The organism is Williamsia sp. Y853, from assembly GCF_056786495.1.
On the sequence record NZ_JBXCJC010000002.1, the window covers coordinates 558,096 to 571,619 of the forward strand.

The following is a 13,524-nucleotide window of genomic DNA, read 5'->3' on the forward strand; positions in this document are numbered from 1 at the left end:
GTCGACGCGGCCACGCGTTGACCGGCCATCAATGATGCTCTGACTCCCACAACAGAAACGGGCCTTCCCCAGTGTCTGCGGTCTATGACCGCAGTTCACTCGAGGAAGGCCCGAGTTGCGCTGTATGACTACAAACGGGGTTTCCAGAGCCCCCGGGTTGCCTCCAACGCGAGTTGGCCGGCGGCTGTAGGCGAGAGCTCACACATCGTGTTGAACAATCGCTTTGTCTCGGTCATGGCGTCGGGGGCAACGTCCGCCCATCGATAGGCCACCGCAAGTGCGGTCTCCAAAGTTCGCGCCGGTTCGACGATCTGGTTCACGAGTCCGTAGTTCTCTGCTTCCTTTGCGCTCAGCAGTCGTCCCGTGGTGAGAAGATCGAACGCGAGCTTGCGTCCGAGAACGGTGACCGCACTCGGCATCACCAAGCTGGGTACCACCGAATGCTGCAATTCAGGGAAACCAAGCCGAAGGTCAGTTGCCGCAACGACCATGTCGCAGGCCAAAGCAAGCCAGGCTCCGCCTCCCACTGCCGATCCGTTTACCGCGGCAACAGTGGGTGTAGGGCCACGTTGCAACTGCGCGGCAACGTCGGACATGAGTTTCGATCGCAGCATCACCGCATCGCGATCGGCTGCGTGCCCAGCGAACTCCTTCACATCGCCGCCAGCACAGAATGTCGACCCCTCGGCGGTCAGGACCACCGCGCGGACCGCCGGGTCGTCGCCGGCATCAGTCAGAGCTACATGGAGCACCTCGAGTAGTGCCGTCGTCAACGCATTGCGCTGGCGGGGGCGGTTGAGCCTCATGATTCGAACGACGCCGACAGCAGCGGCACGATCTTCGATGACCAGGCTGTCGGGGGAAGTAGGCGATGACGGTTTCACAACGTTCCTTCAGTCCGTCCGACGCCTGACACGGCGCGCATCAACTCTCTGACCGCTCGGGCGCGGCAGTCAAGGGCGCCTTGGGTTTTCCGACGAAACGCCACGGCAAACCGGTGGTCGGGTAATCACCCAACGTCTTGCTGTGGACCATCTGAAACAACTCAGTGTCGTACAAACGTCGGTCGACGGCGAACTCATGCGCCGTATAGTTCAACGCGGCTCGTAGCCCGGCCTGTTGCAGTCGGGCTTCCACTGTGGCGCCGGAGATGTCGGACAATGGCCCCTTAGGGAGATCGACCGCTTGTCCGCGTCGGGTCAGCTCCGGCAATGGTGTACCGACCACAGATTCGAACGTCGCGATGTCATCGTCGTCGACAAGCGTCACCGCAATGAAGCGTCCGGCCTCGGGGAGACGCAGGAAAATATCTCCTCCAACTGCCTCGGCCTTGTAGGTCTCATCCGGGATGGTCCCGATGAGGTCGAGAAGTTGCGTGGCCATCACCTCTGACATCGAGATATCGACCGAGACACTTCGTGCATGCTCAGAGGCCAACGACCACGCCAGGACCCAGTTGGTCACCGTCACACTGGCCAAGGGATCCGCCCACGGAGTGCCTACTCCAGACATCTCACCTCGCGCGTTCTGGGTGGCGGCGATAAGCCCGGAGAATGCGTGAATGGTGGTGCCATAGGCGCGGTATCCGGCCCAGTCGCCGGTCAGACCAAATCCACTTGAGGCCAGGTGCATCGTGCTTTTCGGAGTCCGTGCGATCGCCTCGGCATCGACGCCGACCTTGGTGGCCCGGTGCGGGCTGAGGTTGGTCATGACCACGTCGTACGGTTCAGCGTCGAGGCTGCTCCCCTCGCCCGAGACCTGGACGTCGACTATTGATTTACAGAAGTTGAGGTGGTTGTAGTAGCCACTTCGATTGAGGCCAGGTGTTCCCTTCGCAAAGGGTCCCCGCCGACGGTAGATGTCGAGGCGCTCCGGATCTTCGAGCTTCGTCACCGTCGCCCCCATTGCACCGAGCCATGCGGCTGCCAGCGGTACGGCGAGAACGTGTCCGGCGTCGAGGACTTTGAGCTCCGACAGTGCCGGCGGCCGGGAGTGGGAGTCGTCGCCTGCCCTTTGATAATTGCTCAGTCGCGCAGGGATACTCGCGAACCCCCGCCCCAACGGATCAAAGGTGCGGCCGGAAGTGCCTGCCCGGTCGATGAATTCCTCGACTGTGTTGACGATGGTGCACGGCACACCGGCTGCCTGCAGGATGCTCTGGCAGTCGCTCGTCGTGCGGGTCGACGCCCAGTCCGACATCGCCTGATCGACCTCATCCGAGTGCTCCCGAGCATTTTCCAACGTGGCAATCGAGTCCAAGACTGAACCGATCACATTGCGAAAGCCGGTCCACTGATGCTCTTCGAGAACGAGCACATACACCGACCCGTCAGCGCACTTGAAGAACCCCGTCGGCGCGCCGTAGCGCGCACTGCCCCCGGCATCAGGGCAATCGGCGAGAGCGTGGCCCATTTCCAGCGCCAAACCGGTCGCGATGATTGCTCCCTGCGCCGACAGATCGATATGAACCGGCATGCCGGTCCGGCGCGATTCATGTACGCCGTGCAGCGCCGCCATCGCGATCACATTGCCGACCAGCTTCAGCCCGATCGCTCCGGCAGGGACGGTCGGCGGATCGAGCTCACGCCCGGGGGTGTGACCAAGAATGCCACCGGCCGCCAAAATCGTGAGCTCAGAAGCAAACACGTCGGCGCGAGGATCGGTCAAACCATACGCACTTGCGGTCACCCAGACCGCTGCGTTGCGGTGCTCTACGAACTCGATGTACTCGATGACCGAACCTGACGGGATTCCGGCGACGGTTGGAGAGTTCTCGATCCGATCGATCAACACGACGTCGCTTGCCTCGAGGTCTGCACCCGAAGCCAATTCCCTGACGGCGGCGCCCATCTGGGCCAACGTACCGGCGGCCATGCGCAGAGCCGGCGTGTCACCGCTTGTCACCACTGTGAGACCCGCCAGCCATGTTGTGCGTGCCGACTCCTGCGCCTCGGTGTTCGTTGGGATGGTGGGTGCTTGCGTCATCACGCAATGTCCTTCCTTGAAGGCGTGGATTTCCCGGTATTGGCGTTGGGGAAAGTTGATGTCGGCGACTTTGCTCGTACACCTATCGCCGTATCGTGATCGGAATGGTCAGCGCTCTGACACCTTCCGCACGTGGTCGAAATATCGTATCACCGTACGTAATTGCGAACAATAGGTTGGTGTTGGTCTGCTGAAACCGCCCGTACCGAACACGACTTGAAGCGCCTTGGGGATCCCAGAGGATCACCAAGGCGCTGTGTCCAGCGATCGCGGGGGGCCTCAGGCGTCCCCGCGCGGATTATTAGCCGGACATCTTGCCGGGCAACCACAAAACGAGTTCGGGCCACACCACGAACAGGACAGCCACGCACAACATCGCGGCCGCGTACGGTACAGCGCCCCGGAAGACCTCGCCGGCTTTACGACCGGAGGTCCGTGCGACAACAAATACGTTGATGCCCAGAGGCGGTGTGATCAAACCGATCTCACCCATCAGAACCACAAAGATGCCGAACCAGATGGCGTCATAACCGAGTGCCTCGACCAACGGAAGCACAATTGGCACAGTAAGGGCGATGATCGCGATCTGGTCCATGAAGAAGCCGAGCACCAGGTACAGCAGTGTCAGCAGCAGCATGATGACGATGGCTGGCACAGCAAGGTCGCCGATCCAGTCGACCATGTCGTTCGCCGCTTTTGTCATCGTGAATGCGTAGCCGAAAACGTGCGCCGCGATGACGATTGCAAAAATCATCGAGCTTGACTTGACGGTTTCGATCACTGCGTCGATGAAGCCTTCAAGTGTCAGCTTGCGTCGTGCAATGACGAGCAGCAGGGCGGCGAGCGCGCCCAGTGCGGCGGATTCAGTCGGTGACGCGAGCCCGAAGAAGATCGCGCCGACGACGGCGACGAAGATGAGGATGATGGGCGATGCCTGAAAACTCTGTGTGACTTTCTCTTTCAGGCTCGATCTCTCACCACGCGGTAGGCGGGAAGGATCACGAAGCAGAGGAAGGAACATGGTGAGCAGCAAGGCAACAGCGATGATCAACCCCGGCACGATCCCGGCGATGATCATGTCGCCGATGCTCGCTTCTGCAGTCACGGCGTAGAACACCAGGATCACACTTGGTGGAATCATGCCCGCAAGGGTGCCCACCGAGGCCACCATGCCGGTCGCGGTGGTCGGTCGATATCCCTCGTCGATCATCCTGCCTGTTGTGGTCTTGGCCAGTGTTGCCGCTGCTGCGGTGGACGATCCGGACACGGCCGAGAAACCCACGCCGGCCATCGTCGAAGCAATTGCGGTTCCGCCTGGTGTTCGGCCGAAGACTGTTCGCCCCGCATCAAAGAGCGAATCCATCATTCCGGACATCAACATCAGATGCGCCATCAGGATGAAAAGCGGTATCGCCGTGAGGGAGAGCGACTGCACTGAGCTGATGGGGATCGCTTCCAGTACACCAGCGGTACCGCTCGCGGTCAGAAGCAATAGCAGGCCGACGATGCCGGCGGCCAGGATCGCGAAGGAGACCGGGACTCGAAGCAGAATGAGCCCGATGAGGATGACGATGAGTAGGAGTGCAATCACTTTGTAAACTCCGGCTTCGTGGAGGGACGGTCCAGGGAGACGTTCGCCGCCCCGGCCAGGTGCGCGTCACTCGAATTGCTTTCTGCACTGGCTATTTCACCCGAACTCGGCGCTCCTTCTGCACCGGCGACCTCTGCGATAATCGCATCGACCTCATCGCCTGGGTCGTAGTCGGTGGCCACTGTATTCCACGGGGCGCTGAGTTCACGCCACAGATCGATGGCGACCACGATCGCACCCAAACCCATCGACGTCGGGATGATCGCCCGGAAGATCCAGCTCGGAATGAGCAGTTCGGAAGACCCGGGCATAGGCCCTTCACCGGTTTGGAAAGAGAAGACCGTTGCCAAGAGACCGGTGTAGCCAACCGCCACCATTCCCAACAGGACGATCACATAGCCCATGAGAAGTAATGCTTTGCGGACCGGCGTCGACATCTTCTCGAACACGCTGACCACCGCTACGTGCGCGCCACTTCGGTAAGCGGTCACGATTCCGAAGAAGGCGGTCGTCGGCAGCAGGAACTGCTCGATGAAAGAGACCGCCCAGCCCAGGGGCGAATCAAACACTGCGCGTGTGAAGATCTCGACGAGAGTGATCACTGCGATCATGACGATCGCCACGCCTGAGATCAGACCGCAGCCCGCAGACACCGAGTTCTGAATGCGATCGAGTGTGGGATGTTCGTCGGTCATGTAGCCAAACGGTGTCCGCCGAGCGCTTCCCTGATGGAATGCGTGGACAATGGCGTCCTGCGTCATCGGTCAACCTTTCCCATTTCATCCCTCAAGTCAGACAGCGTTTGACCGGCAGGCAACCCCTGCGACTCGAGATCGTCGACCCACGATTCCCGCACGGGCGCAACAGCATCAACCCAGAGTTTCTTGGTCTGACCCTCGATGGGTACTAGCGTCACGCCTGCCTCACGCAGGGTGTTGTTCGCCTTCTTAGAATCTTCATCAACGGACTCGCACACGCTGGTCTGGGCGATGGCCGAAGCATCGAGCAACACTTGTTGCTGCTCCGTGGACAGCCGGTCCCAGACCTTGGGGCTGATGGCCATGATGGAGGTCGCTGCATTCAGGTTCGCGCCGACGGTCGCGTAGTCGAAGACGTCCTCAAGGCTGTAGGTCGGAATGCTGTACGGCTGACGGATCGAGCCGGCGACGATCTTTCTTGAGATTCCTTCGTACAGGTCCTGCATGGACATGGCCACACCTGCGGCACCCAGACCGTCTAGGACTCGGTCACCGATACCTCCCGGGCTTGCCATCAATTTGCCTTCGAGGTCCGAGGGTTGCTCAACTTTGAACCCGCTCGTAAACACCTCAGACCGCGGGAGGTTCACTGTCCACAGTCCCAACACGCCGCGCTCTTTGAGTTCTTGTTCGTACAGAATTCCACCGGGGCGCACCATCGGGAGCAGGCCCCGGGCGACTGTGCAAGGGCTCTCCGAGAATCCGGGCAGGTCACCGACAACCGACAACGGCAACTCATTCGACAGGTATCCAGGGATGATCGGTCCCAGATCGATACTGCCGTTGCGTAACAACGCGAGTAAATCCTTCTGCTTGCCGAGCTGCCCGCTGCCGAACTCGTTCAGCTCGAGTCCCACCGCGGGCCCGTGCGCGTTCACATAATCCAGGAAGGGCTTGACTCCGCCTCTCCCTACCGGATTCTTGGCCGAGTACGCATCGGCAAATACCAGCGTCACTGCACCGGACACTTCGTCGGGTCTGCTGGCGTTGCAGCCGGCTGTCAATGTGAGGGCGAGTGCCATGGCTACGGCTGCCCATCTTCTTCTACGCATTCGTAATATTCCTTTTGCCGTCATGTCGGGAGCGGCGATGGTCCCCAGTATGAGCAATGGACCATCAATGACTGTGCGAAGGTGCTGCGACCTGACACCGTTCTGAATTACGAACAGCAATTCGTAATAATGAACACGATAGGTGTGCCGCATCTCCCTGTCAACACAATTCGTGACCCAGATAACTTTGCGCGAGGCCCGCCCGGGTGGTGCGGCCGGAGGCCTTGATCGCACAGTGCGCCGGCAGCCCGCATGCATTTGCGATGGACGACGGACCAACGAACTGTATCGCCGAAGTTCTTGCTGCCGAATGGAATTCGCGCGGAACAAACAGACCGGGCCGGCACCGGGCCGGAGGAAGCGCTCGATCACGGGGTCGATCAGAATCGCGGTACGCACCCGCAGGACAAGGACTCGCGAGTGGACGCCACACAGCCCGCGGAGCACACATGGTCCAGTGCTCTCCCCCACCACTCTGGCGGGCGAGTGCACCTGACGCCAAAACAATTAGTACGAACGAGGCAGGCCAAGAACGTGATTCGCCACGTAGTTCATGACCATCTCCTGGCTGACCGGGGCGATGCGAAGGATGCGGGACTCTCGGAAGTAGCGTTCGACGTGGTATTCCCGGGCGTAACCCATACCGCCGTGGGTCTGAATGGCCTGATCGGCGGCCTTGAATGCGGCGTCGGCACACAACCACTTGGCCATGTTCGCTTCCTTGCCACACGACAATCCCTCGTCATATCGCCACGCTGCATTCCGAGCCATCAGCTCAGCGGCATCGAGTCGGGTCTGGCACTCCGCGAGGGGGAATGCGATGCCCTGGTTCTGTCCGATCGGGCGACCGAAGACGACCCGCTCCTTGGCGTACTGAGCTGCCCGTTCCATGGACGCCCGGCCGATGCCGAGCGCTTCGTGGGCCAGCAGGATGCGTTCGGGGTTCAGACCGTCGAGCAGATACTTGAAACCCTTACCCTCGTCTCCGACGCGCGCAGTGTCTGGCACGAAGTAGTCCTCGATCAGGACCTCGTAGGACGCGACCGCGTTGCGGCCCATCTTCGGAATGGGATTGAGGTGCACGAACTCCGGATCGATGTCGATGAGGAACAGTGTCATGCCGTCGGTGGAACGTTCGACCTCGTCACGCTTGGTGGTGCGCGCGATCAGAATCATCTTCGAAGAGTCACCGGCTTTGGTGATCCAGACCTTGCGACCATTGATCACATAGCCACCCTCGACACGCTTGGCGAATGTCGAGATGCGAGTGGTGTCGGTGCCGGCGTCCGGCTCCGTCACACCGAAGCAGACGTGCAGGGAACCGTCGGCTGCGCTGGGCAGGATCTCCTTCCGGAGTTCCTCACTGCCGTGCTTGACGATGGTGTTCAAGCCAAAGATGGTCAGATGCATGGTGCTACAGCCATTCATGCCCGCGCCGGAAGCCGCGATCTCCTCCAGGAGCAATGACGCTTCGAAGATGCCCTGCCCCCCGCCGCCGTACTCCTCGGGGATAGCAATTCCGAGCCAGCCGTTCTCGGCGAAGGCGTTGTAAAACTCCCAAGGGAACTCGGCGTTTTGGTCCTTCTCGGCCCAGTAGTCGTTCGAGAAGCTCCGAGCCAGGTCACGCGCAGCGGTCCGCAGATCTTTTTGGTCAGGTGTCAGTTCAAGATCCATCAGTGGCTTCTTTCTGCGATGTGGCGAGCATGGGTGAGGAGCGGACCGTCGATCATCTGATCGCCGATCCGAAAGACGCCGCCAGTGGTGGCGTCTGGGTGCGAGAGCACAGTGTTGGCCCATTCGAGCTGAGCTGCGCTGGGATGGAAGGTTTCTCGGATGTGGGTCACGTGGCTCGGGTGAATGCACGCTTTGGAGCGGAACCCGAGTTCTGCGGCCTCGTCCGATTCGCGGCGCAGGCCTTCGATGTCAGAGATGTCGATGTGAACTGCATCGATGGCTGCCTTGCCCGCTGCAGATGCGGCGAGGAGACAGTTGCTACGGACCTGTTCGACGAGCGGGCGATAGCGGCCGTCGGGCCCCCTGCTGGAGCGACCCCCGAGGTCGGCGAGCAGATCCTCGCCACCCCACATCATTCCAACGCAGTTCTCTGCCTGCACCAACTGCGACATGGACAGGGCGCCGGCAGCGGATTCGATCAGGACCACAACATCGAAGTCGGCCAATTGCGCCAAGTGCTCTGGGTTCGCCGCCTTCGGCAGCATGACTGTTCTGACCCCTGCCCGGCGCATGGTTACGACATCATCGGCGAACCATCTCGTGTCCGCACCGTTCACGCGCACGATGGCCCGCTCGGGAGCAGCGGCTGCCGTTACTGCAACCTCGGCTCGGGCGTCTGCCTTGCCGGCCGGACCAACGGCGTCCTCTAGATCGAGGATCACGGAATCAGCACGATCGAATGCTTTATCGAACCGTTCGGGTCGGTCACCCGGGCAGAAAAGCAGACTCGGACCGAGAACCGGCGAGCCGGTCACTGCACAACCGGCCGGCGATGCATCATCGCATTGCGTCGCGCTTCAGCAACGACTTCACCACGCTGATTGCGACCGATATGCAGGAAGGTCACGATGCCGACATCCGGGCGGGACTTCGAGTCTCGCTTCGCCACGACCGTGGTTTCGGCATACAGCGTGTCACCGGCGAACATCGGCTTCGGGAAGGAGATCTGTTCGAAACCCAGATTCGCGACCGTGGTCAGCTGCGTGAGCTGTCCTACGCTCAGGCCGATGAGAGTGGAAAGCGTGAACATGCTGTTCACGAGTCGCTCACCGAACTGCGTCTCCTGTGCCGCGTGCGCGTCGAGATGCAGACTCTGACCGTTCATCGTCATCGTCGAGAACAGCGTGTTGTCGTACGCCTCGACCGTTCGGCCGGGGCTGTGTTTATAGACGACGTCGGTCTCAAGATCCTCGAAGTACAGGCCACGCTGTGTGACAGCTCGCATCATCTATTCCTAAATACGTATGGATGTGTTTATATATGAACGAGTATCGAACGAGGGAGTCTCTGTGTCAAGCCTCGGATCGCATCCTCTGAGGCGCGCAGTCCCCAAGCGGGGCCGCTGATTTCGCCCTGAACCGAGGCAGATTGGCCGGTCGATGTCGGTTTCCTTGATACGATTGGCGTTCGCATACTTCAATGCAGCGGCGCGATACAGAACGCGCGCGAACAGCCGGAAAGAGGATTTGCATGGCGTCGACGACGAAGGCGGCCGAGTCGAGCCCTGCCGCCGAGCATCGCACCGTAAGCCGCGTGATGGGGATTCTGGAGGCAGTGGTCGCAGCCGAACCCGCGGGAGTTCGCCTCGGCGAATTCGCCAACGCGATCGACGCCCCGAAATCATCGATTCACGGGTTGACCAAGGGGTTGGTGGCCACCGGGTATTTGACGGAACGCGACGGGCGTTACTTTCGCGGCCCGGGCATCGCCAGTCTCCTCGGGGGCGCGCCGGGCGCCTCAGCGGCCTATCGTTATGAACTCGAACAACTCTCACAACGATTCGGTGAGACAGCGGTACTGTCATCGCTGGTCGGTGACGCCGTTGTACACCTCGACGCAGTCGAGGCAGCACAAATGGTGCGGGTATCGCCACTTCTGCACCAACGTCGGCCCCTGTGGCCCCTGAGCTACGGTAAATGCTTCCTCGCCTTCATGCCCCCGCAGCGCATGGAAGCCTATTTACGTCGCCAGGGCGCCGACGGTGAGAAATTGGAGTCCATGCGTGCCGAGATCGACGAGGTGCGTGAGTCTCGAATCGCCATCAACCGTGACGATGAATTGGTCGGCGTCGCAAGCCCCATTCTCTCGTCTGATGGCAGCGTGGTGCTGTCGATCGGAGTCACCGGCCCCGCGACTCGCATGGCAGGCAAGATGGACACGGTGACCGCCGCGGTTCGGAGTGTCGCCGAGTCACTGTCGTCCGGCGGACGTCACTGAGCACGTTCGAAGTCGACGACTTGACCGCCGGAGAGCGGCTCACCGGGTGAGCCGCTCTCAGCGCAGATCTACTCGCCGGTGAAATTGGGTTTACGCCGCTCGCGATAAGCTCTCACACCTTCGGCGAAGTCTTTTGTGCCGCGGAGTCGACCCTGTTCGCGACGCTCCTCCGCCAGTGCCGAGGGCAACGACTCGATCAACGACGCACGCATTGTTCGTCGAATCGATGCAATGGCGAGCGGACTGGAAATGGCGATCTCCGTGGCGAACTCGTGCGCCTGGGAAGATACCGCATCGGGTTCGACCAGCCGATCACACAGACCGAGGGTATACGCCTCTTGGCCGCCGATCCGCCTTCCCGTGTACAAGATCTCCGTCGCTCGCTGGTGGCCGACGATTCGCGGCAGCGTCACCGAAGTGGCGAATCCATTACTGACACCGATGCGAGCAAAGTTCGCCGCGAACGTCGCTCTCGGCGTGGCGATCCGAAAATCGGCCGACATGGCGAGGCCGAATCCACCACCGATCGCCGCACCGTCGATCGCTGCGACAACAGGCAAGGGCTGGGCGAAGATCCGCGGGACGATGCTGTCGTAGATATGGGGACCGGCCTTGTGAACCAGGGTGTCCGGCTGAAAGTTCATCCCGGCGCAGAAGTGCTTGGCCTTGCTCTCGAGGACAATCACTCGAGCACCAACGGTTGCGGCTTCTTCCATCGCAGAGGCCAGGCGGTCGAGCAACACCTTGTCGAAGAAGTTGTACGTCCCGTTCGCGAAACAGATTGTGGCGACGTGACTTTCGATGTCGTGCGAGAGCTCAATAACCTGCTCGGACAGTTCGAGGTTTGCAGTGTGATCAGTCATCGGTTGTCCTCCCGGGACGCAGCGTGCAGAGACAGAGCCAACTTTCGGCCGTCGGCGAGCCAAGAATCGATGCCGCCAGTCCAGCCTGGGAATCCGGCGATCCGTACCGACGCGGCGTCGGCATCCTCGGCGAAGGCGAGAACGCCGGCTTCGATCGCTACGCGACCTTCGGCGGCCATCCGGTCGAGTAGATCGCAGGCGAGTTCGACGTCGTCGTCGGTCGCGGGCTCCGGATGTTGCCCTACGATCTCTGAGTCCAGACCAGTCCAATACAACGCCCGGTCGATGGACGCACGCGCTTGACCGCTCGTCTCTGCATCGATCACCGCCTGGTCCAGAGCCTCTCCGATCCACTGGGAGAAGGGACGCTCCCCCAGCCCCACAAGCACTGGCACAACTCCGGTTCGTAAGAGTCCGGCTACGTAGGCGGACGCACCTTCAGTGCCGTCCCAGCTGACCTCGGCAAACCTTTGACCGTCGCCGACGTAGTCGGGTGCATGCCAGACAGTCGGCCGGTCGGCCTCGGGAACCCCGGCCGGATCGACGGGAGCAGAGGAGATTGCCTTGGCTCGCTTCCGCAAAGCATTCGTGGCGAAGAACTGTGCCTGGAGAGCATTCTTCGTCGCACCAGAGACCACCACCGAACCGAACTCCACGGACTCGGTATGCAGAGCCTCGAGGGTCGTTGCGGTCAATGCGCTGTTCGCAGCTCGGATGACAGCCCGTTCGACCGGCACCGCACGGGGGGCCGGCAAAGCCCGGGCTACCCCACGATCAGCGATCTCCGTACGAACGCGTCCGGATGGATGCGCCGCGATCCACGTCTGTGCGGACCGGACGGCTTCCTCGGTCGATTCGACGGCCTCGTCGATCAGTCCCATCTCGATGGCCTCGCCGAGCGAGTACTTGCGTCCGGGCAGAATCAGCTCGTCGAGCGCCCGATCGATCCCCAGTCGCTGGACGGTACGAACAATTCCGCCGGCACCGGGCATTAGGCCGAGCCTGGATTCCGGAAGGCCGACCGACACACGGCCATCGTCGATGGCGATCGAGTGGTGGCAGCACAGCGCCAACTCCAGACCTCCGCCGAGCGCCGGCCCGTTGATCACCGCGACGACCGGTATGGGCAGTGACTCGAGGCGCTTGGTCAAACCCTTACGCGAGTCGATGTCCGCAACGAAGTCGTCGAGGGTCTCGGGACCGGCGGCGAGCAATCGGTTCAGGTCACCACCGGCGAGGAATGACTTCTTCGCCGATCGCAGAATCACCCCCTTCACCGAGTCACTCTCGGCTTCGAGGCGGTCCACCGCGTCCGAAAGCGCTTGGATGTAAGCAACACTGACAGTGTTGACGGGTTGGTCCGGGTCGTCCAGCATCAGCGAGACAATACCCTCGCCGGACTGCTCCCATGTGATGACAGACTTCATCGGCTTCCTTACATCGCTTGCGACAACTCGAGATTCGGAGTGCTGAACGCCCACCGGTGGTGATTTCGCCGGTCAGGCTCAGGGGCGGGGTCCCATGCGGACGGCCCCGTCGAGACGGATGGTCTCGCCGTTGAGCATCGGGTTGTCGATGATCGCCTCAGCCATGTGCGCGAACTCCGGCGCCTGGCCAAGTCGGTTCGGGTGCGGTACCGGCGCGGCAAGCTGCTTCTTCACCTCGTCACCGAGACGATCGAGAATCGGGGTGTCGAAGATACCCGGCGCGATGGACGCCACACGGATCTGCTTCTTCGCCAGATCGCGTGCGCCGACGAGCGTCATCGCCACAATGCCGGCCTTGGACGCTGCGTACGGAAGCTGCCCGATCTGGCCTTCGAAGGCTGCGACCGATGCAGTCATGACCACCACACCACGATCGCCGTCGACGAGGCCGTTCTTCGCCATGGCACTGGCCGAGTAACGCAGGATGTTGAAGGTGCCCCGGATATTGGTCCGGATGACGCGGTCGAACAGTTCCGGATCGGCAGGGTTGTCGTCACGGTCGAGAATCCGCACGGTGCCACCGTGTCCGGCGCAATGCACCACAGCGCGCAACGGCCCGCGTGCGGCGGCCGCCGCAACCGCGGCGGCAACCTGCTCGTCATCGGTGACATCAGCAGGCTCAAAGTACACGTTGCTGCCGAGCTCCTCGGCCCGCTCGACACCCTTCGATGTCGGCAGGTCGAGAATGGTGACAGCACAGCCGCGCGCGGCGAGCCGCGTGGCTGTGGCCAGTCCGAGGCCGGATGCGCCACCGGTGACGATGACGGATGCTCCCGTGAGATTCAATGTCTTACCTTTCGTGGTTCGTGCAGAGCCTAGGTAGTTGCGTTGTACGTG

The 13,524-nt window shown here is 61.5% G+C and carries 12 protein-coding genes; 1 reads left to right on the top strand and 11 read right to left on the bottom strand.

Going from position 1 to position 13,524, the window contains the following annotated elements:
• Positions 1-128: 128 nt before the first annotated feature.
• The 8 genes from AC1TPF_RS14565 to AC1TPF_RS14600 form a co-directional block, all read right to left on the bottom strand.
• Positions 129-884, bottom strand: a complete 756-nt coding sequence (locus AC1TPF_RS14565) for an enoyl-CoA hydratase/isomerase family protein (RefSeq protein ID WP_482137885.1) — start codon at positions 882-884, stop codon at positions 129-131.
• A 40-nt stretch (positions 885-924) separates the two neighbouring features.
• Positions 925-2,985, bottom strand: coding sequence for a CoA transferase (locus tag AC1TPF_RS14570; protein WP_482137883.1), 2,061 nt, complete (start codon positions 2,983-2,985; stop codon positions 925-927).
• 301 nt (positions 2,986-3,286) lie between these two features.
• Positions 3,287-4,576, bottom strand: coding sequence for a TRAP transporter large permease (locus AC1TPF_RS14575; protein ID WP_482137881.1), 1,290 nt, complete (start codon positions 4,574-4,576; stop codon positions 3,287-3,289).
• On the bottom strand, positions 4,573-5,337 hold the full coding sequence (locus tag AC1TPF_RS14580; protein WP_482144523.1) for a TRAP transporter small permease: 765 nt from the start codon (positions 5,335-5,337) through the stop codon (positions 4,573-4,575). Before AC1TPF_RS14580 ends, AC1TPF_RS14575 begins: the two co-directional genes overlap by 4 nt.
• Positions 5,334-6,539 carry a TRAP transporter substrate-binding protein DctP gene (dctP, locus tag AC1TPF_RS14585; protein ID WP_482137878.1) on the bottom strand — a complete coding sequence of 402 codons (1,206 nt, stop codon included), beginning with the start codon at positions 6,537-6,539 and terminating at the stop codon, positions 5,334-5,336. Before dctP ends, AC1TPF_RS14580 begins: the two co-directional genes overlap by 4 nt.
• Positions 6,540-6,893: 354 nt before the next feature.
• The gene (locus AC1TPF_RS14590; protein WP_482137876.1) at positions 6,894-8,060 is read right to left on the bottom strand and encodes an acyl-CoA dehydrogenase family protein; all 1,167 of its coding nucleotides are present in this window, start codon (positions 8,058-8,060) and stop codon (positions 6,894-6,896) included.
• Positions 8,060-8,875 carry an HpcH/HpaI aldolase/citrate lyase family protein gene (locus AC1TPF_RS14595; protein ID WP_482137875.1) on the bottom strand — a complete coding sequence of 272 codons (816 nt, stop codon included), beginning with the start codon at positions 8,873-8,875 and terminating at the stop codon, positions 8,060-8,062. The genes AC1TPF_RS14590 and AC1TPF_RS14595 overlap by 1 nt, the downstream gene beginning before the upstream one ends.
• Entirely contained in the window at positions 8,872-9,348 is a 477-nt protein-coding gene (locus AC1TPF_RS14600; RefSeq protein WP_482137873.1) for a MaoC family dehydratase, read from the bottom strand. The genes AC1TPF_RS14595 and AC1TPF_RS14600 overlap by 4 nt, the downstream gene beginning before the upstream one ends.
• Before the next feature lie 242 nt (positions 9,349-9,590).
• Between AC1TPF_RS14600 and AC1TPF_RS14605 the strand changes: the two genes are divergently transcribed.
• On the top strand, positions 9,591-10,337 hold the full coding sequence (locus tag AC1TPF_RS14605) for an IclR family transcriptional regulator (protein ID WP_482137872.1): 747 nt from the start codon (positions 9,591-9,593) through the stop codon (positions 10,335-10,337).
• A 68-nt stretch (positions 10,338-10,405) separates the two neighbouring features.
• Here the strand turns inward: AC1TPF_RS14605 and AC1TPF_RS14610 are convergent, their stop codons facing one another.
• The 3 genes from AC1TPF_RS14610 to AC1TPF_RS14620 all read right to left on the bottom strand — a co-directional run bounded on the left by AC1TPF_RS14610 (position 10,406) and on the right by AC1TPF_RS14620 (position 13,473).
• The gene (locus tag AC1TPF_RS14610; RefSeq protein ID WP_482137870.1) at positions 10,406-11,200 is read right to left on the bottom strand and encodes an enoyl-CoA hydratase/isomerase family protein; all 795 of its coding nucleotides are present in this window, start codon (positions 11,198-11,200) and stop codon (positions 10,406-10,408) included.
• Positions 11,197-12,627, bottom strand: a complete 1,431-nt coding sequence (locus AC1TPF_RS14615; RefSeq protein ID WP_482144524.1) for an enoyl-CoA hydratase-related protein — start codon at positions 12,625-12,627, stop codon at positions 11,197-11,199. The genes AC1TPF_RS14610 and AC1TPF_RS14615 overlap by 4 nt, the downstream gene beginning before the upstream one ends.
• Positions 12,628-12,705: 78 nt before the next feature.
• Complete coding sequence (locus AC1TPF_RS14620) at positions 12,706-13,473, bottom strand: SDR family NAD(P)-dependent oxidoreductase (RefSeq protein WP_482137867.1); 768 nt, start codon at positions 13,471-13,473, stop codon at positions 12,706-12,708.
• Between the last annotated feature and the right edge of the window lie 51 nt (positions 13,474-13,524).

Coding starts and splice junctions, on each gene's coding strand:
- AC1TPF_RS14580 (WP_482144523.1), bottom strand. CDS start 5,337: ATGACGCAGGACGCCATTGTCCACGCATTCCATCAGGGAAGCGCTCGG.
- AC1TPF_RS14590 (WP_482137876.1), bottom strand. CDS start 8,060: ATGGATCTTGAACTGACACCTGACCAAAAAGATCTGCGGACCGCTGCG.
- AC1TPF_RS14615 (WP_482144524.1), bottom strand. CDS start 12,627: ATGAAGTCTGTCATCACATGGGAGCAGTCCGGCGAGGGTATTGTCTCG.
- dctP (WP_482137878.1), bottom strand. CDS start 6,539: ATGCGGCACACCTATCGTGTTCATTATTACGAATTGCTGTTCGTAATT.
- AC1TPF_RS14610 (WP_482137870.1), bottom strand. CDS start 11,200: ATGACTGATCACACTGCAAACCTCGAACTGTCCGAGCAGGTTATTGAG.
- AC1TPF_RS14600 (WP_482137873.1), bottom strand. CDS start 9,348: ATGATGCGAGCTGTCACACAGCGTGGCCTGTACTTCGAGGATCTTGAG.
- AC1TPF_RS14570 (WP_482137883.1), bottom strand. CDS start 2,985: ATGACGCAAGCACCCACCATCCCAACGAACACCGAGGCGCAGGAGTCG.
- AC1TPF_RS14605 (WP_482137872.1), top strand. CDS start 9,591: ATGGCGTCGACGACGAAGGCGGCCGAGTCGAGCCCTGCCGCCGAGCAT.